Annotated in this window: 17 protein-coding genes; 5 read left to right on the forward strand and 12 right to left on the reverse strand. The window is 35.7% G+C overall.

The genetic code is table 11. From position 1 onward, the window contains the following. Window positions 1–463: 463 nt before the first annotated feature. Complete coding sequence (gene nagB / locus EZJ43_RS04500; protein WP_133261476.1) at window positions 464–2,389, reverse strand: glucosamine-6-phosphate deaminase; 1,926 nt, start codon at window positions 2,387–2,389, stop codon at window positions 464–466. 127 nt (window positions 2,390–2,516) lie between these two features. Here nagB and EZJ43_RS04505 point away from each other — a divergent pair, with 127 nt between their 5' ends. Further along, a complete protein-coding gene (locus tag EZJ43_RS04505; RefSeq protein ID WP_133261477.1) occupies window positions 2,517–3,713 on the forward strand; it encodes an anhydro-N-acetylmuramic acid kinase in 1,197 nt (398 codons plus the stop codon). A gap of 53 nt (window positions 3,714–3,766) precedes the next feature. On the opposite strand, the gene EZJ43_RS04510 is transcribed toward EZJ43_RS04505, so the two are convergent. From EZJ43_RS04510 to EZJ43_RS04535, 6 genes are all read right to left on the reverse strand, one after another. Further along, window positions 3,767–4,939 (reverse strand): mechanosensitive ion channel family protein, encoded by a 1,173-nt coding sequence (locus EZJ43_RS04510; RefSeq protein ID WP_133261478.1) that lies wholly within the window; start codon window positions 4,937–4,939, stop codon window positions 3,767–3,769. A 70-nt stretch (window positions 4,940–5,009) separates the two neighbouring features. Next, a complete protein-coding gene (gene rplS / locus EZJ43_RS04515; protein WP_133261479.1) occupies window positions 5,010–5,357 on the reverse strand; it encodes a 50S ribosomal protein L19 in 348 nt (115 codons plus the stop codon). A gap of 531 nt (window positions 5,358–5,888) precedes the next feature. Continuing rightward, window positions 5,889–6,563, reverse strand: coding sequence for a tRNA (guanosine(37)-N1)-methyltransferase TrmD (gene trmD / locus EZJ43_RS04520; RefSeq protein WP_133261480.1), 675 nt, complete (start codon window positions 6,561–6,563; stop codon window positions 5,889–5,891). Window positions 6,564–6,810: 247 nt separating this feature from the next. Then, window positions 6,811–8,292 carry a DUF4419 domain-containing protein gene (locus EZJ43_RS04525; RefSeq protein WP_133261481.1) on the reverse strand — a complete coding sequence of 494 codons (1,482 nt, stop codon included), beginning with the start codon at window positions 8,290–8,292 and terminating at the stop codon, window positions 6,811–6,813. A gap of 48 nt (window positions 8,293–8,340) precedes the next feature. After that, window positions 8,341–8,868 (reverse strand): ribosome maturation factor RimM, encoded by a 528-nt coding sequence (gene rimM / locus EZJ43_RS04530; protein WP_133261482.1) that lies wholly within the window; start codon window positions 8,866–8,868, stop codon window positions 8,341–8,343. Window positions 8,869–9,050: 182 nt separating this feature from the next. Then, window positions 9,051–9,623 (reverse strand): 30S ribosomal protein S16, encoded by a 573-nt coding sequence (locus EZJ43_RS04535; RefSeq protein WP_133261483.1) that lies wholly within the window; start codon window positions 9,621–9,623, stop codon window positions 9,051–9,053. A gap of 142 nt (window positions 9,624–9,765) precedes the next feature. On the opposite strand from EZJ43_RS04535, the gene EZJ43_RS04540 reads away from it, so the two are divergent. Beyond that, on the forward strand, window positions 9,766–10,287 hold the full coding sequence (locus tag EZJ43_RS04540; protein ID WP_243718037.1) for a 5' nucleotidase, NT5C type: 522 nt from the start codon (window positions 9,766–9,768) through the stop codon (window positions 10,285–10,287). Window positions 10,288–11,075: 788 nt separating this feature from the next. Here the strand turns inward: EZJ43_RS04540 and EZJ43_RS04545 are convergent. After that, window positions 11,076–14,030 carry a VIT domain-containing protein gene (locus EZJ43_RS04545; protein WP_133261484.1) on the reverse strand — a complete coding sequence of 985 codons (2,955 nt, stop codon included), beginning with the start codon at window positions 14,028–14,030 and terminating at the stop codon, window positions 11,076–11,078. A gap of 218 nt (window positions 14,031–14,248) precedes the next feature. On the opposite strand from EZJ43_RS04545, the gene EZJ43_RS04550 reads away from it, so the two are divergent. Further along, on the forward strand, window positions 14,249–14,575 hold the full coding sequence (locus tag EZJ43_RS04550) for a heavy metal-binding domain-containing protein (RefSeq protein WP_133261485.1): 327 nt from the start codon (window positions 14,249–14,251) through the stop codon (window positions 14,573–14,575). Between the two features lie 231 nt (window positions 14,576–14,806). On the opposite strand, the gene pfkA is transcribed toward EZJ43_RS04550, so the two are convergent. The 4 genes from pfkA to EZJ43_RS04570 all read right to left on the reverse strand — a co-directional run bounded on the left by pfkA (window position 14,807) and on the right by EZJ43_RS04570 (window position 18,832). Beyond that, window positions 14,807–15,790 (reverse strand): 6-phosphofructokinase, encoded by a 984-nt coding sequence (gene pfkA / locus EZJ43_RS04555; RefSeq protein WP_133261486.1) that lies wholly within the window; start codon window positions 15,788–15,790, stop codon window positions 14,807–14,809. Between the two features lie 4 nt (window positions 15,791–15,794). Then, the gene (locus EZJ43_RS04560; RefSeq protein WP_133261487.1) at window positions 15,795–17,468 is read right to left on the reverse strand and encodes a protein-disulfide reductase DsbD family protein; all 1,674 of its coding nucleotides are present in this window, start codon (window positions 17,466–17,468) and stop codon (window positions 15,795–15,797) included. A 139-nt stretch (window positions 17,469–17,607) separates the two neighbouring features. After that, window positions 17,608–18,054, reverse strand: a complete 447-nt coding sequence (locus EZJ43_RS04565; protein ID WP_133261488.1) for a protein-disulfide reductase DsbD domain-containing protein — start codon at window positions 18,052–18,054, stop codon at window positions 17,608–17,610. A gap of 1 nt (window position 18,055) precedes the next feature. After that, the gene (locus EZJ43_RS04570) at window positions 18,056–18,832 is read right to left on the reverse strand and encodes a biotin--[acetyl-CoA-carboxylase] ligase (RefSeq protein ID WP_133261489.1); all 777 of its coding nucleotides are present in this window, start codon (window positions 18,830–18,832) and stop codon (window positions 18,056–18,058) included. A gap of 44 nt (window positions 18,833–18,876) precedes the next feature. Here EZJ43_RS04570 and rsfS point away from each other — a divergent pair, with 44 nt between their 5' ends. Both rsfS and ftsH read left to right on the forward strand, forming a co-directional pair. Continuing rightward, on the forward strand, window positions 18,877–19,251 hold the full coding sequence (gene rsfS, locus EZJ43_RS04575; RefSeq protein WP_133261490.1) for a ribosome silencing factor: 375 nt from the start codon (window positions 18,877–18,879) through the stop codon (window positions 19,249–19,251). Window positions 19,252–19,282: 31 nt separating this feature from the next. Further along, entirely contained in the window at window positions 19,283–21,295 is a 2,013-nt protein-coding gene (ftsH, locus tag EZJ43_RS04580; protein WP_133261491.1) for an ATP-dependent zinc metalloprotease FtsH, read from the forward strand. The last annotated feature ends 42 nt before the right edge of the window (window positions 21,296–21,337 follow it).

The following is a 21,337-nucleotide window of genomic DNA, read 5'->3' on the forward strand; positions in this document are numbered from 1 at the left end:
ATGGAAATAAATAATGGATTGAAGTAATTAAGGCTAATTATATTATTATCCCTGAGTCCTATTTACGTTCGGAGTGGAACAGCAATCGACTTGCTATGATTAAAATTGAGCGTTTAATTTGTTATAAAAATTTCAACTGAGGCTGTCTCAAAACAACAAATTGAGAAACTATAAGAGAATTAAATTTGGTGTTATCGTCATGCTCACCTTGTTCCGATAGCTATCGGAAGGACATCCTAATGCTTTAGGAGGATGCTGTTTCGTAGCCTTTCCATAGCATTACGATTCCCGTTTTCACGGGAATGACGGTTTCGCGAAATATTATTCTTTGAATGAGACCCCAAAATTGATTATGAGACAGCCTCTGGGGGTGGCTCAAAAATTGTAGCCTAAGATTTTAAAATTTAAGACACAAAAAAGCCGTAGCGATTTGCTACGGCTTAAACCTTATGTTTTTTAAAACTTAATCTTCAAATTTATAGCGAACAAAAGCTTCCATCGCTTCGTATTCTGCTAAGCCCAAATCGTCATACGCCTTTGCCGTATCGCGATTTCTGTCTTCAGCACGTTGCCAAAATTCTCTAGCATCATCTCCAGGAAAAACCGCTCTATCTTTTTGGCTTTGGTGTTTAAAAATAGCATATTTCTTTCTTTCCAATTCTTTCGGACTAATGGGAACTGCCATTTCAATTTCATAGGTTTCAAATTCATGCCAAGCGCCACGATACATCCAAAGCCAGCAATCTTTCGCCCAACTTTCTGTTTGGCGCAAACGTTTTAAAGCCGCTAAAATAATATTGAAACAAACCAAGTGGGTTCCATGTGGATCTTCAAAATCTCCAGCTGCAAAAACCTGTTCTGGCTTCACTTTTTTCAATAACTCCATTGTTAATTCAATATCTAAATCCGTAACCGGATTTTTTTGATTTTTACCACTTTCATAAAAAGGCAACGCTTGAAAATGGATATGATCATCTTCTAAACCGCAATAACGAGCACCTGCTATGGCTTCACCTTTTCTAATTAAACCTTTTACCGCTTGAATTTCTGGAGTATCTACTTGATTTGGTTTTTTCTGCTCCATAAACAACCTCATGTTATCGTACATATCTCTCAAATGAGTATTATCAAATCCCATTTGCGCTGTAAAGTCGACGTTAAATTCTACGAAACGCAATGCATCATCATCCCAAACGGCAGTATTTCCTGATGTTTGGTAAGCTACATGCACATCATGTTTTTGATCCACTAACCGAATAAATGTGCCTCCCATTGATATTACATCATCATCAGGATGAGGAGAAAATATAACGATGCGTTTTTTCGCAGGTTCCGCACGCTCAGGTCTTTGAGAATCATCAGCATTTGGTTTTCCGCCTGGCCAACCCGTTATGGTGTGCTGTAATTTATTAAAAATATGAATGTTGATGTTGTAAACTGGCCCTTTTTCGATAGCCAATTGCGCCATACCGTTATTGTTGTAATCGTCTTCTGTCAATTTTAAGATTGGTTTTTTTAAGGCTGTAGCCAACCAAATAACTGCTTTTCGAATTAATTTATCAGTCCAAATACAATCTTTAACCAACCAAGGCGTATTAAAGCGAGTTAAATCTGATGCTGCTGGTGCATCTAATATAAACTCTACATTTTCAGAAAGTTGCAAATACGTTGCAGGCACTTCGCCAGATATTTCTCCTTCTACTGCTTTTTTAATTATGGAAGCCTTTTTACGGTTCCACGCCATTAAAATAATTTCTCTTGCTTTGAAAATTGTACCAATTCCCATCGTAATGGCTTTTGTTGGTACAAAACTTTTGCCACCAAAATCTCTTGCAGCATCTCTCCTTGTTAAATCATCCAAAGTAACCAAGCGAGTACCCGAGTTTGGCGCCGAACCTGGCTCGTTAAAACCGATGTGACCAGTTCGTCCTATCCCTAAAATCTGAATATCAAGTCCGCCAAAATCGCTAATCTTTTTCTCGTAAGCCAAGCAGAATGCCGGAATTTCTTCAAGCTTTATCGTGCCATCAGGAACATGAACATTGTTCTTATCAATATCAATATGGTCAAATAAATGCTCATTCATAAACCTTACGTAACTTTGCACTGCGTTTGGTTGCATTGGATAGTATTCATCCAAATTAAAAGTCACTACGTTTTTGAAACTTAAACCATCTTCCTTATGCATGCGGATAAGTTCTGCATAAACGCCAATTGGAGTAGCACCAGTTGCCAAACCAAGCACTGCAGTTGCATTTATCGCTTGTTTTTTCTTAATTAAGTTTGCAATTCTTTGCGCTACATTTATAGAAGCAGTTTGTGGATTTTCGAAAACGCTTACAGGGAGTTTCTCAAAGCGGGTTTCCTCCAGTAGATTTAATCTTGCCATTTTTTTCTTTATGGTTTGTAGTGTACGGAGCAGTAAAGATAGAGAATGTAATGATATTTTAGCGAATGTTGATTACATTTAGCGCGGTTTTTAATTAAAAAATTAACATTTTGATAGAGAATTAGATATGAATAGTCAAATTCAGAAACTATATAACATTGGTTTAAAACCTCAACGCTTAATCGTCGGCCTAATGTCTGGCACATCAATGGATGGTTTAGATATTGCACTTTGTGAGGTAAAGGGTAGCGGAAAGAATTGTGCAGTAAAGGTGTTAAAGTTCACAACTGCCCCTTATTCAGATGATTTCCGCTTTAAAATAAAAGCCATTTTTGCTAAAAAAGATGCCGACTTACAATTGGTTTGTTTAATGAATGAGGAAGTTGCATTTGTGCATGCCGTGTTAATTAATGAAACCTTAAAAAGTTGGGAAATTAATAATGATGATGTAGATTTAATTGCTAGCCACGGACAAACAATTTTTCATGCACCAAAATCTTTACACGAATTAACTGACTACCCAAATGGTACACTCCAAATTGGAGATGGCGACCACATCGCAGTAAAAACTGGCATAATTACTATTTGCGATTTTAGGCAAAAGCATATAGCGGCCGGTGGAGAAGGCGCACCATTGGCCGTATATGGTGACTATTTAATTTTCTCAAAAGAAAATGAAGATAGAATAATGTTAAACATTGGCGGGATTGCAAACTTTACCTATTTACCAAGAACCTTAAATGCAAATGAGGTTTTCTCTACAGATGTTGGCCCAGGGAATACCTTGATGGATCAAGTTATGCAGAAGCATTATCAAAAATTTTATGATAAAGATGCAGAAATTGCGCTACAAGGAAAGTTAAACGATGATTTACTTAAAGCTTTATTAAACTGTGATTTTTTTGACCTTGGTTTTCCTAAAACAACTGGGCCCGAATTATTTAATTTGCCTTACTTAGAAAAAGCTCAAAAACAATCAGCTACACAAAATATTACTAACGAAGACGTTATGAATACCTTATGCCACTTTTCGGCTATAGTAATCGCAAAATCTATTGAGAAATGCTTTCCTGAAAATGCTAATACCCACATATATATGAGTGGAGGTGGCATGCACAACCCACTGTTAGTTTCGCTATTAAAAGATAAATTGCCATTCGCAAGCTTTTACACCACTGCAGATTTAGGCATTAGCCCAGATGCAAAAGAAGCCGTACTCTTTGCAATTTTGGCAAATGAAACGGTAGCTAGCAGCGATAATTATTTTGGAAATCGGGAAGATGTTCCTTCTGTTTGCATGGGGAAAATTTGCTTGCCGGAGTAGGCTTTTAATTAAAGTAAATTCTTTTTTAATGAAATTATTTAGCAATGAGAAACCTATTTTTTGTTGTCAAGATCAATAGGGTTATCCACTACAGGAGCCGATTTATCGCTGATTAACCTTTGCGTTGGATAAGCAAAATCTGACTTATTACCCATTACAATCTCCATAATCTTAAAATTAATTTCTTGCTTTATGGCTAAAAAATCATTGTAAGCCGTAATCGAAACAAAATAAATTACTTCTATATTTAACGAAGAAGCGCCAAAACCTTCAAAATAAGCATTTCCATCTTCACTGGTATCTTCGTGATCGTGAATAAATGTCTTTATTTCCTGCACAATTTTTTTGATGGTATCCGCATCGGTTTCGTAAGTAATTCCAAAAGCGAATTTTACCCTTCTAAAATTCCGCAGGCTCATGTTTTCCAAAACGCCATCAATCATGCCTTTATTCGGGATAGTGGCCATTGTTTTCTCTGTTGTACGAATTAAGGTGCTCCTAAAACCAACTTTCTCCACGGTGCCTTCTACGCCATCAACCTTAACCAAATCGCCAACTACAAACGGTTTATCTAAAAAGATAGTAAAAGAACCCAACAGGTTTTCTAAACTTTCTTTAGCAGCAAGCGCAATGGCTATACCGCCGATTCCTAAACCAGTTATGAGTGTTAAAACATTAATTTCGAATACGAAACCCAATAATGTAAAAAAGCCGATAAAAATGACAAGTGTTTTAAAAAGTTCTTTTAAAAAAGGTACAAGCTGATCATCTGATTTACTTTCTGTTAGCGATGCTTTATACATCAAGACATGGGCTACAAAATCTGTTATTCTTAATATGATCCAAAAAATAGATAGAATAATAAGAAACAAAAAAATCCGATCAATACAATCGCCCAAGCTTACGGGAATGGCTTCTTTAACTTTGCCAACTAGTTTTGTGTAATGAAACACTGTAACCTCTAAAGGATGCTTAAGCTGATTAATTGCACTGTACAAGGTAGAGAATAATATAAAAACCTCTATCGGTTTAAGCAATAAGGAAACAAAAGTTACATCGTGCGACTGCTTTGAAAAACCTTTAAAAAGTTTAAAAAGTAATTTACTTAATAACTTTGAAACAATTTTTTTAAATAGCAACCCCAAAATGAGGATTGTGCCGAAGAGAAAATAGGCCTTAACGGTATTTCCCCAAAAAATTTGATCGAAAAAAATTGAATCTAACATAGTGGTAAAGGTATAAACAAAAAAACCTCCACGACAAAGTCGTGAAGGTTATATCTTATCGTAAGGGATATTATTTTCTCAAAGATTTGATACGAGCTGCTTTACCAGTTAAAGCACGTAGATAGAACAACTTTGCTCTACGAACTTTACCATAACTGTTTACATCAACTTTATCAATGTTTGGAGAATTTACAGGGAAGATACGCTCTACACCAATACCATTACTCATTTTACGAACAGTGAATGTTTCGTTTGCACCAGCACTGTTGCGTTGTATTACAACACCTTGGTAAATTTGAATACGCTCCTTATTACCTTCGCGAATTTTATAGTGAACGCTCACTGTATCCCCAGACTTGAACGCAGGAAAATCTTTTTTCGCGATGGCCTGCTCTTCAACAAATTTTACTAAATCCATGATTTTAAGCTATTAAATCGATATTTCATCCCGTGAAAATCGGATTGCAATATTAGGGATTATTTTTGATAAATAAAAACCTATTTTAATTTTTTCCACATTCTTTTAGAAATTAACATTTTGGTAGGTAACTGAACTTCATTTCAACGTTTTAAGGGCGTGATTAAAAGTTATAGGACAAACCCTTAAAATATAAAGCGCTGTATCGCCTTTCGGTTGTAAAAGCGGTGGCTTTTTTGTTAAAATCTTTTTATTAATTATAGAAGTGATATTTAATTGAAAGGGTGCTCATTTATCCGAGCGCGCTTTTACAATTTCCGAAGCAAATTGCGCATTGCAAAACGACGCCAACTATTTTAAATGTGGGTTTTGCGTGAGGGATTGAAAGGGTTTAGTACCGGTTTTTCTCCGGTACCGAAGCGAAGCGTAGCCCGATAAAGCCCGACCCTTGCGAAGCTTGGGGCACGCCCAAATAATTCTTAAAAATTCTTTTGGCATTCGTTTAATAGATTTGAATTTTCAGAGATGATATTAATCTAGGAGATCTGGACGGCGCTTTTGTGTGCGTTCGAAAGCTTGCTCGTGCCTCCACTCATTTATTTTGGCTTCGTGCCCACTAAGTAAAACGTCGGGCACTTTATGTCCACGCCAATCGGCCGGTCGGGTAAAAACAGGCGCATCTAAAAGTTCGCCCTGAAAGCTATCCGATAGTGCAGAAGTTTCGTCATTCAATACGCCGGGTATTAACCGCACTACGGCATCCACCACAATGGCTGCGGGCAATTCTCCGCCACTTAATACATAATCGCCAACAGATATTTCGCGGGTTACAAAAATATCGCGTATGCGCTGATCAATCCCTTTATAATGCCCACACAAAATGATAATATTCTTTTTAATGGATAACTCGTTCGCCGTACTTTGATTTAGCGTTACACCATCCGGACTCATAAAAATAATCTCATCATAAGTTCTTTCTGCTTGAAGCTTTTCTATACAGGCTGCAAAGGGCTCAATGCTCATCACCATTCCACTTCCACCTCCGTACTGATAGTCATCTACACTTTTTTGTTTATTCGTAGCGTAATCACGAAGGTTATGAACTACAATTTCTGCAATGCCTTTTTTTTGTGCTCGTTGCAAAATAGAGTGTGCAAAAGGACTTTCTAACAAAGCGGGTAAAACGGTTATGATATCGAAACGCATGGTGCAAAGGTAGCTAGAAGTTGTAAGTTATAGGTTATAAGTTTTATGTTAGCATCATTTATAAACTTAATCTCCTTCTTCCAGCTCAAATATTTCTTGCACTGATACACCGAAAACTTTGGCCATTTTCAGTGAAAGTACAGTTGAGGGTACATATTTTCCAGACTCGATAGTATTGATAAATTTACTAAAGCGTTAATTTTAATAAACTATACTTGCTTTCAAAACATTGTCCTCAAAACTCCAATTAGAACCAATTTATTGGTTCAGTAGTGTTAAATACAATTTTTGTTTTAGGCATCATTTCGATAATACTAGCCTTTTCGTTTTCAGAAATTGTACCAAAAAGATAAAGTTTATCGATTCTCACTTTTGTAAGTTTGTCGGGAATTTTGATAATACTTCTAAATCGGATTACTAAAACTCTAAAATAGTTTTGGTTAAAAACTTCGTCCGGTATTTCATCAACATTTTTAAGCTCTAGAACTTTGCCGTAGTCTGCCAAAGCATTATTTAAATGGCTTTCTTCTTTTAATTTGAGAAGTTTTGCCATCTCCTTATCGAAAGCTATTTGATCTAAATCAGTGCGTAAATTTTTTAAATAGGATTTTGCTTGTGCCGTATCCCGATTGAGCTTCTGCTTAGCCACGTTATTAACTGCCCAGCCCAATTCTGGTTTTAGGCCAAAATCAGTAGCGTTCTGCGTGCAACCAATAAAGCCACCCCAAAACTCCATTTTATACGCTTGTTTTGATGTCAATTCTTCTAAAATGAAAGGTACTTTTACAATTTCTGATGCTAAGGAACTTGAAGTTACAATCTCTCCTAATTGGCGTTGATTGCCCTTATTATCAAACGGGAAAAATTTTGTGATCCAGCCGTTGATATGATCAAAAGGTCCGTATGGCGCATCTTCTGTCCGAAATTTAACAGTATTTTTCCAAAAGGTTTTATCTATTTTCCCTTTTTTTGCTTCAATTAGTTTATCCAAAATCGGCAATAGCTCTTTCGTCCACCATGCTAATTTGTATTGACTAAGGTATTCTGTTTTCGTTCTTAATTTTTGCCAATCTTTTAAAGTGCCTTCTAAAGTTACATACGGCAGTCCACAACCAATATAAGTTACTTTGTAATCGAAGTAATTTTTAAACGCCTCCATCACAGTAATTTGACTCACAATTTTGCTAACTGGAGTTGTTGTAGAGAAATCACATATTAAAATATCATTCAGTTTTTTGCCACTATACTTTTCAATTTGTTGGTTAAAATCAGGAAAAACCTTCTCCCAATCTGATGAATTATTACCTAATGCAATATTGTATTTATCGCCATCTACAATCAATTCTTTTTTGCCATCAAAACCAACTAATTTTTCTCTAAGTTCCTCACTATGGTTTGCTACATTTCTGGCAAAGCCTTGGCTAATTAATACCCAAAACATATCGGGCGAAAAGGTGAACGGGCGGTGGTTTTGGTAAGCATTAACTAAACCGTTTAAAAATGGATGTTCATTAAATGCGACTAAACTATCGGGCATGGCCGATGCGCCTTCTAAACCTAAATTATATTGCTTGTAAATTTCTTTACTGTCAATTTGTGAAAGTAAACTTTTAGGCTTCGTTAGCTTTTCTATTTGAACAATTGTATTTTCTTGACCAGTTGCAGTAAAGTAAAACCCCACAAAGAAATTGAATAATAGAAATGATTTTATGTAGATGTTATATTTCATATCGAAGCAGACGTTAAAAATCAGTACTTCAAAAGTGCAAATAATTTTTTATTGTTCAAGATATACATCCAACAAGCCTTCAGGCAAATCGAGTGTTAAAATTTTTCCTTCATCGTCTATCTCTACAATAAAATCTTCGTTTAAAGGGAAAAGAATTTCCGTGTCTTTGTACATCACAGTGGCTACAAATTGTTGCGGATATTCGTGCACTTCTAAAATTTCGCCAAGCTCGCCTAAGGTTTCATCAATAGCTAAAAAACCTTTCAAATCGGTATAGAAGAATTCATCGGCGTCGCGTTCTGGCTTTTTAGCAAGTGGCAAATAGAGTTTCTTTTTTAACAAAGGTTGTGCTTTATCAATATGATCTAAGTCATCGAAATAAAAATAACCTGTTTTATTTGGGTGCAATTTCGAAGAAGCGACAAAATAAGGCACCAATTTGCCATTCATGTCGGCAAAAACAACGTCGAATACAATTTTCTCGTAATCATCAATTTCGAAAAATACCTGAATTTCTCCCTTTAAACCTTTGGTTTTTGTAGCGTAACCTATGTAAAATGCTTCTTCGTGTTTCATAACCCCAAACCCCTAAAGGGGCTTTTTAATATCATCGTCACCCTGAATTTAGTTCAGGGTCTTTATAGCGAGAAAGATGCTGAAATAAATTCAGCATGACGAATAGTAAATACAAATACTCTTTTAAATAAAAATAGCGTTCCGAAATTCGGAACGCTATTTTCTGCTCAAAATAAAATGAATTATTCTGCGCCTTCTTCTTTAGTAGCTTCTGCTGCAGGAGTTTCTTCAGTTGCTTCAGCTTCAACAGCTGGTGCTTCTTCCGTAACTTCTTCTTCAACAACTTCTTCTGCAACTGGTGCATTTTTAGCTGCGATTGCCGATGCTCTGTCTTCTTTTTTCTTAGCCTCTGCCGCTAATGCTGTTTTACGAGCATCTGCTTTAGTAGTAGCCAAACCTTCTGATTTACCAGAGATTTTACCAGCTTTAGCATCTAACCAAGCTGTAAATTTCTCGTCAGCTTGTTCTTGAGTTAAAGCACCTTTTTTAACACCACCTTCTAAGTGTTTTTTGTACAAAATACCTTTGTAAGATAGGATAGCGCGAGCTGTATCAGTTGGTTGTGCACCACTGTTTACCCATGCTAAAGTTTTTTCGAAGTTAATTTCGATGGTTGCAGGATTGGTGTTTGGGTTGTAAGAACCTAAACGCTCAATAAATTTACCGTCACGTGGAGCGCGAGAATCTGCTACCACTACGTGATAAAAAGGTTTTCCCTTTTTACCGAATCTTTGCAATCTGATTTTAGTTGCCATTTTCTTTTGTATTTATGTATTCAACATAGTTCCCGGAGCTTCATGCTGCGGGGATGCAAAGTTAACTAAATAACTGTAAATTAAAAACATAGTTTAATTTCTTTGTTTTAAGGATATTTGCAGAAATATTTTAAGCTACATTATGGAAAGAATTGCGATTGATATGGACGAAGTGATTGCCGATGTAATCCCCAAATTTATTAGCTTATACAACCGAGATTTTGGTACACCCTTAGATTTAGTAATAGATTCAGGGAACGAAGTTTTCAAAAACGTACCCGAAGATGTTAACCAAAAGTGGCTCGAATATATCAATGAAGTAGGTTTTTTTCGGGATTTAGCCGTAATTCCGGACAGCCAACGGGTGATAAAAGCATTGCAAGAAAAATATGATGTTTATATCGTATCCGCAGCCATGGAATTTCGAAATTCGTTGGTGGATAAGTACGATTGGCTTGCCGAGCATTTCCCTTTTATAAATTGGCAACATATTGTTTTTTGCGGTGATAAAATTATTGAGGCAGATTATTTAATAGATGACCGAATTAAAAACTTCCAAAATTTTAAAGGTAGGCCACTACTATACACTTCGCCACATAACCTTTTAGTAACCGATTATGAAAGGGTTAATAGTTGGGAAGAAATTGCAGGTTTGTTGTTATAGAATTTTGAAATACAAACATTAAGAAGTTAAGGTAATTAAGAAATATGATCTTAATGTATCCTTATTTCTAAATCTAATAAAAAAGGTTTCCCGGCAATGCTCAAAATAACGGAGTTATTATCGCATAATGTTGAAATAGAAATATTAAGAAGTTAAGGTAATTAAGAAATATGATCTTAATGTATCCTTAATTCCTTAATGGTTTCTAAATCTAATAAAAAAGGTTTCCCGGCAACGCTCGAAATAACGGAGTTGTTATCGTAAAATGTTGAAATAGAAACATTAAGAAGTTAAAGTAATTAAGAAATATGATCTTAATGTATCCTTAATTCCTTAATGGTTTCAAGCTCATTTATGAATTTAAAGGCGTTGCAATCGAACTAACGGAGTTGTTATCGTAAAATGTTGAAATAGAAACATTAAGAAGTTAAGATAATTAAGAAATATGATCTTAATGTATCCTTATTTCCTTAATGGTTTCCAGCTCATTTATGAATTTAAAAGCGTTGCAATCGAACTAACGGAGTTGTTATCGTAAAATGTTGAAATAGGAACATTAAGAAGTTAAGGAAATATGATCTTAATCTATCCTTAATTCCTTAATGGTTTCTAAATCTAATAAAAAAGGTTTCCCGGCAATGCTCGAAATAATGGAGTTATTATCGCATAATGTTGAAATAGAAACATTAAGAAGTTAAGGAAATAAGGAAATATGATGTTAATGTATCCTTAATTCCTTAATGGTTCTAAATCTAAGAAAAGGCTTCCTCGCAACAACGATCTATCGCTTAAAAACTGAACTCTCCAACTAAATTTCCCTTTTTATTATCGGCATATAACGGTAGAACAATCACTTTTCGTTGCTCTTTACCTGTACCGTAACGCGTATAGATCTCAGCGGTTACGGTTGTTGGGCCACTAATCGTAAACTGACTATCGCCAAAATAATTTACCTCAATTTTATAGCTTCCTTTTATTGCTTTTTTTACCATAAACTGCTCCGGACCATAGCCTGACGTAAAATCGTTACTAATTCTGCCGCCAATTTGAGTTTTCGGATTGCTGTAAAAACATTTTTCCCCATTTGGATCGGTTACCCATAAATCAATATCCGTATCATTTTTATTCCAATTTAGCACAACACGAACATCAACAGGGAACACTAAAATCAATTTTTTATCAATTCCGCTTGTATTCAGTTTTTTACCGTGTTGGGCAATTAAGTTGTTAATTTCAGAAATAATAATCTCCTCAATACCTTGATCTCGGTTCGCAATCTGCGCATTATAACTCTGCGTTAAAACTTTATATAAATTATCCAATGCTTTTTGATATAGACCATCATCGGCTAAAGCCAAAGCATAATCGCGGTAACTTTGTGCATCCATTGGGCGCCATTGCAAAATCTTTTGCGTGATAAAAATTTCCGCTTTGTAATTGCCTGTTTGCTTAAGCTTATAGGCTAATGTTTTAAATAAGTCAGTATTTTCCAAATCCAAATCAGCAATATTGCTTAATATCGTTAAGGCTTTTACGCTGTCTTTTTGCTGGTAAAACCAATTGGCCACATCGAAATAAAACATGGGCGTAGTAATGTAATTCGGCCTAATTTTTAAGTAAGCTTGGTACGCACTATCGGTTTTACCAACAAGGTTCTTCATATAATCCTTGTCGCTTTTAAACTCCGCAGTTACAATTCTGGGTTGATTGTCTTCTTTAAATTGACTAACACTAGATCGTTTTTGAGCTCGTTGTGCATTACCGATAACAACCGATTCGGCAAGCATTTTACGATCTGAATTTGCGCCACTAAGTTCCAGTCGATTCTCTTGAATTGATTTATCATTCCTAGAGACTGGCGGAGGTGGCGGAGCAGAAACCATATCAGCTTGCGCATCTGCAACAGGAGTACTCATAATTTCTTCTACTACTGGTGTGGGGTAGCCACCTTTTTTAATTTTTGGCTTCACTAAGCTAAAATCAGTATTCCACCAGGTTTTTAATTCTGTGGTTTTGGCAAATGCAGCGCTAAGCAAATTGGCTTTACGTTCCATCATTTCTTTTCCTCTCTGTTTAAGGGCAATATCATAAGCCGACCTTAATTCTGCTGGTGGTGCAATATCGTACCGTAAATAATCATCAAGATTTTCTAAAACAATTAAACTTGTGTTTCTGGTTACCAAACCAAATTGCTTACTTAAAACGCTAATATCATCTTTATTGGTTTCGTATTGAATATCCATTTCAGCAATCTTTTTTTGCGCCCAAACCCTACTAATATCTATACTTGTAAGTGTATGTTCTGTTGCATTTAACCTAATTGGCTGTTCGGTTACCACCGTATTTCCATATCCAAACTGCAAAATAAAATCAGTGTTTAAACCATTTAAAATCCCTGCTAACGAAAATTGCCCATTTATATTTACATGCATTGATGGGTAAGTTTGGCGTACATCTGGACCATTTTTGATGCCCAAAAATTGTAAGTTAATTTTACTCAACCTTTTAAAAGCATCGGCTGTAGAAATGGCATTTAAATTAATAAATTGGCCACCTGTTTTTAACGAAATATATTTTAACGTACTATAATCAGCTTTAAGTGAAGAATTTATGCAATGAATAGGTTTAGTTAACGCAACTGTATTTTTGCCGAAGGTTGATAATCCATCGCTAAAAAATAAATACTCATCAGCACTAAAATCTCTACTTGTTAATGCACTAAAATTTGTTCCGCCATCATAAGTAATACCATTTAATTTTTGCTTTAAAATTTCCCAATTTCCATTTTTAATTTCGAAGGTTCCGGCAATTTTAAAACCATTGTTAAGCAACCCCAATTGTATGGTTAAATTTTGTTTCTGTTGGATGATTAAGTCTAAAAGCGCCAGTTCTTTTTTAACATCTCGTTGCAAACCACTTAAAGAAGAATCCCATATTAAGCCCATTTTATTGCTCCATTTTCTTGGCATGCTTTGTACTTTAGGGAAAACGTTAACCAAAAAATAATATCCTGTTGATGCTTTTTGCATTTGTACCTCTGGCAAACTGCTTTTTTTAGGCAAATCAATATTTAAGCCATTTTTAGGTTGATAATTGGTTTTATGGATTTCGGCAACGTAAGTATTTCCTGTTGCTTTAAAAATGAAACTTCCATCGGGTTGCTCGCTCAACTCAGGCTTTAAAACACTTTCAAATACAGTAGTTTTAAGGCTAAAATCTTCTATAGGCTGACTGTATGCCAAAGGTAAGTGATACCTTAAAGCATCAGCATTGCCAAAATTTAATTCTTCTTCATAACCGATTATAACTGTCCTACTTCCTTTGGCAGGTAACGGATAAATTCTAGTCCGAAAATTATTTCCTTCTACTTTTTCAAGTAATCCTGGGTCAACACGCCTACGCTCAATGCTTTCAAAAACTTCAGTTGCTTTCGCTTTTTCTACGGGCACAGCTTCGCGCATTTTACCGTTAATATCTAAAGCATAACGGCTAACACTCACGCCTTCTGGCATCGGGAAAGTTAACTCGCCTTCTAATATTCTATCGCTACTATTGTAAAAGGTCATAGTCATCACGGTAGTCGCAATGTTTCCAGTAATCTGAACATCAATGTCCAGCTTTTTTAATTTTACAGTTTCTTTATTATCATTTGCACCGTTTACCTTAAGTACAGGCATTTGGGCATATACAGAAACCGAGCATAAAAATATGGCGATGGTGGTTAGAATTTTATATCGAATCATAACAATGGTTTTTAATATGGATGCAAAAAATTGTGGTTTTGCATAAATTTATTTTCTTAACCTGTTAAATGGAAAACTTATTGGAATAGAAAAAACTTCATTTCGTTAGATCAGCACATAATAAATGGCTGTGTTTCAAACAAAAAACGCAACTTTATTTTTTAACTGCATGTAACATTTTACCTATATCGGCCTCTAAATTTAAAAATCAGATTATCATGTTAATAACCACCACACCTTCTGTAGAAGGAAAAAAAATAACGAAATATATCGGTTTAGTAACCGGAGAAACGATTATTGGCGCTAATATTTTTAAAGATTTATTTGCAGGAATTAGAGATATTGTTGGTGGCAGGTCTGGCTCTTACGAACGGGTTTTACGCGAAGGAAAAGATATTGCCATTAGTGAAATGCAACAATATGCAGCAGCGATGGGTGCGAATGCAATTGTTGGCGTAGATTTAGATTACGAAACGGTTGGAACAGGTGGCAGTATGCTTATGGTAACCGCATGTGGAACCGCAGTTGTAATTGAGGATATTTGAGTTTTCTAAAGATTATCAATCTAAATTAAAACTTAGGTCAGATTTGTACTTGTGATAATACTTTCTATTCAACAGATGAGTTAAATGAAGCGATTCAAAATTCAGTTTCGATTTATCAATTAAGAAAATTAAGGTATCAGATAAAAATATTCATAAGAACTGAACAGATCTTATAAAGACCATCTTTAGTTTTTAGGGATGAATTAATCAATAATCCATCCCTAAAAAAATCTAAAATGATAATATATCAATGAGTTTTAACCAAGTTGAACTCACTTTTTCAGCATCAATGTGCTTTGTTGCATGATCAAAAGGTGTAAATACAATTTCTCTATTTATTTGCCCCACCATTGCGCCACGCTCTCCATTTAGCAAACCTTCTACAGCAGCAACTCCAAAACGGCTTGCCAAAACTCTATCCATACAAGTTGGTTTTCCGCCTCTTTGAATGTGACCTAAAACAGAAACTTTTGTATCGTATTGAGGATATTTTTTCTGTAAAACTTCGGCAACTGCAAATGCGCCACCAGCTTCATCTCCTTCGGCTATAACGATAATTTTCGATGATTTATCCTGACGACTGTGATCTAATTTATGTAGAATATCATCAACATCCATATTTGCCTCCGGTATCATAATGGCTTCAGCACCAACGCCAATTCCACTTCGAAGCGCTATTAGGCCAGAATCTCTACCCATCACTTCTACCACAAATAACCGATCGTGAGATTCTGCCGTATCTCTAATTTTATCAACAGCATCAACTACAGTATTTAACGCAGAATCGTAACCGATTGTAAAATCTGTACCTTCTAAATCGTTATCAATTGTACCAGGCAAGCCAATTATCGGAAAATCGTATTCTTTTGAAAACACACTTGCTCCCCTAAAAGTTCCATCACCGCCAATTACCACCAAAGCATCTACATGGTTTGCTTTTAAGTTATCGTAAGCCTTTTTTCTACCTTCTACCGTGTTAAATGCTTCACTCCGTGCAGTTTTTAAAATTGTACCACCGCGCTGTATAATATTCGCAACCGACTTGCGATCCATATTTACAAAATCGTTGTTAATTAAACCTTCATAACCACGGATAAATCCGGTTACTTCAACTTCGTGATAAATGCCTGCTCTAACAACTGCTCTAATCGCTGCGTTCATGCCTGGTGAATCCCCACCAGAGGTTAAAACGCCAATATTTTTAATCTTATTCATTTTTTTACTTCTTGGCAAATTCCGATAATCCCTTATCTAAATATTGCAAATATTTTTCTATGTTAAATTCTACACCAATCGGAGGAGAAACAAGCTCATTCCCTTTAGTATCCAAAAGTACATAATACGGCTGTGAAATGGTATTAAATTTTTCTGCCTGAAGATGTTTGAACTTTTTACCAATCGTATTTACCCTAGTGGATAACACTTTAGAGTCAAATTGCTCCGCATCAGGTAAGTCTGTTTTATCATCTGTGTAAAGAGAAACAACGATATAATCTTCTTTTAATTTTTTCAAAACCCGGGGATCCGACCAAACTCTCGCTTCCATTTCTCGACAGTTAACACAACCGTGGCCAGTAAAATCCAAAAACAAAGGCTTATTTACTTGTTTAGCATAAGCTAAAGCTTCTTCGTAATCGAAAAAACCATCAATATTATGTGGTATATGCAAAAACTCTGCGTACTTTCTTTTAGCGTGACTTGGTGCAGTTTGGGTATTTGCACCACTTTCTTGCCCGATAACAAAATCTTGTGTAGATAATGGCGGTACCAAAGCGCTAACTGCTTTTAGCGGTGCGCCCCATAAGCCCGGCACCAAATAAATTGCGAATACGAATACACCCGTTGCAATAAACAGTCTCGGCACAGAAACGTAAGGCAAATCACTATCGTGAGAAAATTTGATCTTCCCTAGCAAATAAACACCCAGTATAACTGCTAAAGCAATCCAAATGGCTAAAAAAACTTCGCGATCTAAAATCCCCCAATGGTATGCTAAATCTGCTGTTGAAAGAAACTTTAACGCCAAACCAAGTTCTAAAAATCCAAGAAAAACTTTGATCGAATTTAACCAACCTCCAGATTTTGGTAAACCTGTCATTAAGCTTGGGAAAATTGCGAACATGGTAAATATAAAAGCTAAGGACAAAGAAAACCCAAACATCACCACTACAGGCGTAAGTAAATCGGTATTTATGGCTACCAAAGATGTGCCGATAAGCGGCCCTGTACACGAAAATGAAACTACAGCCAATGTTGCGGCCATAAAAAATATTCCACTCAAACCTTTCGAATCTGATTTTGCATCTAATTTGTTTACCAATGAACTTGGCAACGTAATTTCAAATGCTCCTAAGAAAGAAATTCCGAAAACAATCAATATAAGAAATATGAAAATATTAAAAAACCCATCGGTCGAGATTTCATTTAATGCGCTGGCGCCCCAAACAAGTGTAATAATTACGCCTAAGCCTACGTAAATTATGATAATTGATAAGCCGTAAATAATAGCACTTCTAATTCCCTTTGCTTTACTTTCTGCCCGTTTGGTAAAAAAACCAACAGTTAAAGGCACCATTGGAAATATACATGGAAGGAAGAATGCGGCTATTCCTGCCAACAATCCTAAACCAAAAGTTACCCATAGCGACTGTTTCGGGCCATCATTTGCTTTTTTAGTTACGCTGGAAACAACCTTTTTACCTACTGTATCTTTTTTTAAATCAGTAGCAACTGTACTGTTTGCAACACTATCGGCGGCAGAACCCACTTCGGTAAATGTTAAATCGTCGGGTACTGTGGCCACTGTATCTTGAGTTTTCGCTGCAAAACTATTTACACAAGGTAGTGTAGTAAACAGCGACACAAACAACAATAGCAATAAAACCTTTTTCATCCTTTATATTTTAAGTGGCAAAATTAACAATAAAATATAAACGATTAATTTATACCATGTTAATACGCCGAATTTTACTTTAAACAGAAACAGCCATCCTAAAAAAAGAATGGCTGTTTGAAGCTTAATTAAATAATATTTATTTAACTGGGATACTAAATGCAACCTCATCTGGAGGTAAACATTGTTTATCGTTACAAACCATAAATTCTACACTACCTTTAACCGTTGTAACACCTTTTTTAAGCTTTATTTTTTGTTGAAATATCACTTGTTTCTCAAAGTAGTTTACGTTAATTTTAAAACTATCTTCGTATTTAACCATCGGCTTAGGTTCCATTACCTTACCAACCAATGTATAATCTTTTGATGGTGCAAATGTAAAGGTAGTTTTTACTGGGCCACCATCTGGCGTGTGTTGAGAATAAATATGCCATCCATTATCAATGGTAGCTTTGATATACAGGATTGCATCTGTACCGGTTTTTTTTGCTACATAAGCAAGTTTTACAGGTTTTTGAATTTGTGCAAAGGTTGATGTAGCAACAAAAACGACCATGGCCAATAATAATGTGATTTTTTTCATTTTATGTGTGGTGTAAAAATTCAATTTCTTTAAATACATACGATGAAGAACCCGAAGAGGTTTTTAAAACCAACCTTCCGTCTTCCTCAACTTTGGTTATTATACCTTCAAAAACCAATCCATCTTTTTTATATAATGCAGGTATTTGGTAGTTATAAAGTCTTTTTAAGTAATCATTTTGTAAAACCTCATAGTTGCCAGCTTTTAGCATAAGGTAAAACTTCTCCACAAAAACGCAGAGTTTGTTCAAAACGTATAACAATTCAGTTGGTTTTTGCAGAATTTGATGTACTGAGATTGTCCTTTCATTTATTGCAGCCGAGAATTTTAGTTGGTTTATGTTTAATCCGATACCAACCACTGATGATTTTATGGACGTTCCTGTCAGTGTATTTTCTATAAGTATGCCACCTATTTTTTTATTGGTATAGTAAATATCATTCGGCCATTTAATAGCAACATTTTCGGGCAGAAAGTGCGCAAGGGTTTCGCTAACTGCTAAGCTTATGGCCATATTTAAATAGAACTGCTTATTTATTGGTAAAAAAAACGGCCTAAAGTAAAAGCTCACACTAAGGTTTTTACCGTCTTCTGTTTCCCAAACATTCTGTTGCTGGCCTCTACCTGCAAATTGATTGTCTGCCATAATAACAGTTCCTTCTGGTAATGGCTCGGATTTTGAAGCTAAATTCTTTAAAAAATTATTAGTAGAATCAACTTCGTTTAATTTGATAAAATTTTGACCAACAAATAGTGTCGAAAATGTGTTATTTTGCAAGTGTTGAATTTATTACATTAATCTTCCAAAAATATAGCATTTTAATGGCAAAAAAGAAAATAATAGCACTCTCTACATATCTATCCGAATTGGTTGTAGAAGGCATTCAAGAAAAAAAGGGTGAAGATATTGTACGTTTAGATCTTCGCAACATCCACAGCTCCGTAGCCGACTTCTTTATTGTATGTAGCGCAAATTCTAGCACGCAGGTAAAAGCGATTGCAGATAGTATAGAAGATGTAATTTATAAAAACACACAAGCTGACCCAAGGCATAAAGAAGGTTTTGAAAATGCCGACTGGATAATTTTAGACTATTTTGATGTAGTTGTACATATTTTTAAAACCGAAAAACGCCATTTTTATGGCATTGAAGAATTATGGGGCGATGCTGAAACGACTAGCTTTCAGAGCGCATAACCCATAAAAATTACCCACTTGAATAAGAAAAATGACCGAGAATCAAGATACAACCGAGAAAAAAACAGGGAAGAAATTACCAAACTTCCCAAAGAAACCTCAAAAGCCAAAATTTAATATCTTTTGGGTTTATGCAGTGATAATACTGGCTCTTATTGGCGCACAGTTTTTGTTCACAAACGATAGCAGTAAACAAGTAGATTACAGAACTTTTGAAACAAAAATGCTTTTAACAGGCGATGTTTCTAAGTTAGTTGCATACAAATCAGACGATTTGGTAAAAGTTGAGGTTTACATCAAAGCTGACTCGCTAACGAGCAAAAAATTATACGATGCTTATAAAAGCAAAAGTGTTTACGGCCAAGGCGGAGGACCAACTGTGTTTTTTACAGCAGGTACATTTGATGGACTTGATAAGCAACTTGCTGATTCTCAAAAAGACTTAGCACCTACGCAAACGAAGGTTTTAGCAGAAAAAGATACCCGCAGCAATCCATTTTTAAGTATGTTGGGTAGCTTTCTTCTTCCTATTTTACTACTAGTTGGTTTTTGGGTATTTATGATGCGCAGAATGGGTGGTGGAGCAGGTGGTGGTGGTCAAATCTTCAGCATTGGCAAATCAAAAGCTACTCTTTTTGATAAGGAAAGCCAGGTTAACATTACATTTAATGATGTTGCAGGTTTAGAAGAAGCAAAAACTGAGGTAATGGAAATTGTAGATTTCCTTAAAAACCCTTCAAAATATACCGATTTGGGCGGTAAAATTCCTAAAGGTGCTTTGCTTGTAGGTTCTCCGGGTACTGGTAAAACATTATTGGCGAAAGCTGTTGCAGGCGAGGCACAAGTTCCATTCTTCTCTTTATCAGGATCTGATTTCGTAGAGATGTTTGTGGGCGTTGGTGCATCGAGAGTGCGCGATTTATTTAAGCAAGCGAAAGACAAATCACCTTGTATCATTTTTATTGATGAAATTGATGCAATTGGTCGAGCTCGTGGTAAAAACGGTGTAATGGGCGGTAATGATGAAAGAGAAAATACATTAAACCAATTATTGGTTGAAATGGATGGTTTCGGTACCAATACCCACGTAATTATTTTAGCCGCAACCAACCGTGCAGATGTTTTAGATAAAGCTTTATTAAGAGCTGGCCGTTTCGACAGACAGATTTATGTTGATTTACCAGATGTTATCGAGCGCAAGCAAATTTTCGAAGTGCACATTATTCCACTTAAAAAATCAGAAGAATTAGATACCGAATTTTTAGCGAAACAAACACCAGGTTTCTCTGGTGCAGATATTGCAAATGTTTGTAACGAAGCCGCTTTAATTGCAGCACGTAAAAACAAAAAAGCGGTTGATAAGCAAGACTTTTTAGATGCTGTAGATCGTATTGTTGGTGGTTTAGAGAAGAAAAACAAAATTATTACCACTGAAGAGAAGAAAGCAATTGCTTTCCACGAGGCAGGGCACGCAACCGTAAGTTGGTTGCTAGAACATGCAGCACCTTTAGTTAAGGTTACAATCGTTCCCCGCGGACAAAGTTTAGGTGCAGCTTGGTATTTGCCAGAAGAACGTTTGATTGTTCGGCCACACCAAATGCTTGATGAAATGTGCGCTACCATGGGCGGACGTGCAGCAGAGAAAGTAATGTTTGATACAATTTCTACTGGTGCTTTAAGCGATTTAGAGAAAGTAAACAAACAGGCTAGAGCGATGGTTACCATTTATGGCTTGAACGAAAAATTAGGTAACATTACTTATTACGATTCATCTGGCCAAAACGAGTACAACTTCTCGAAACCTTACTCAGAAGATACCGCTTTAACAATTGATAGAGAAATTTCTAGTCTGATAGAAGGACAATACCAAAGAGCAATTAATTTATTACAAGAGAATAAAGATAAGTTAATTCAGTTGGCAGAAATTTTAATTGAGAAAGAAGTGCTATTTAAAGATGATTTAGAGCATATTTTCGGTAAACGTTTATTTGGAGCAGATAGCGAAAGCTCAAACCCTGGCAATATTGCCCCGGTTGAAGCTTAGATTGTGAGATTTAAAGCGTAAATAAATAAGATCTATTATTAC

Origin of the sequence: Pedobacter changchengzhani (genome assembly GCF_004354365.1) — a bacterium.
In the GTDB taxonomy this organism is placed as follows: Bacteria; Bacteroidota; Bacteroidia; order Sphingobacteriales; family Sphingobacteriaceae; genus Pedobacter; species Pedobacter changchengzhani.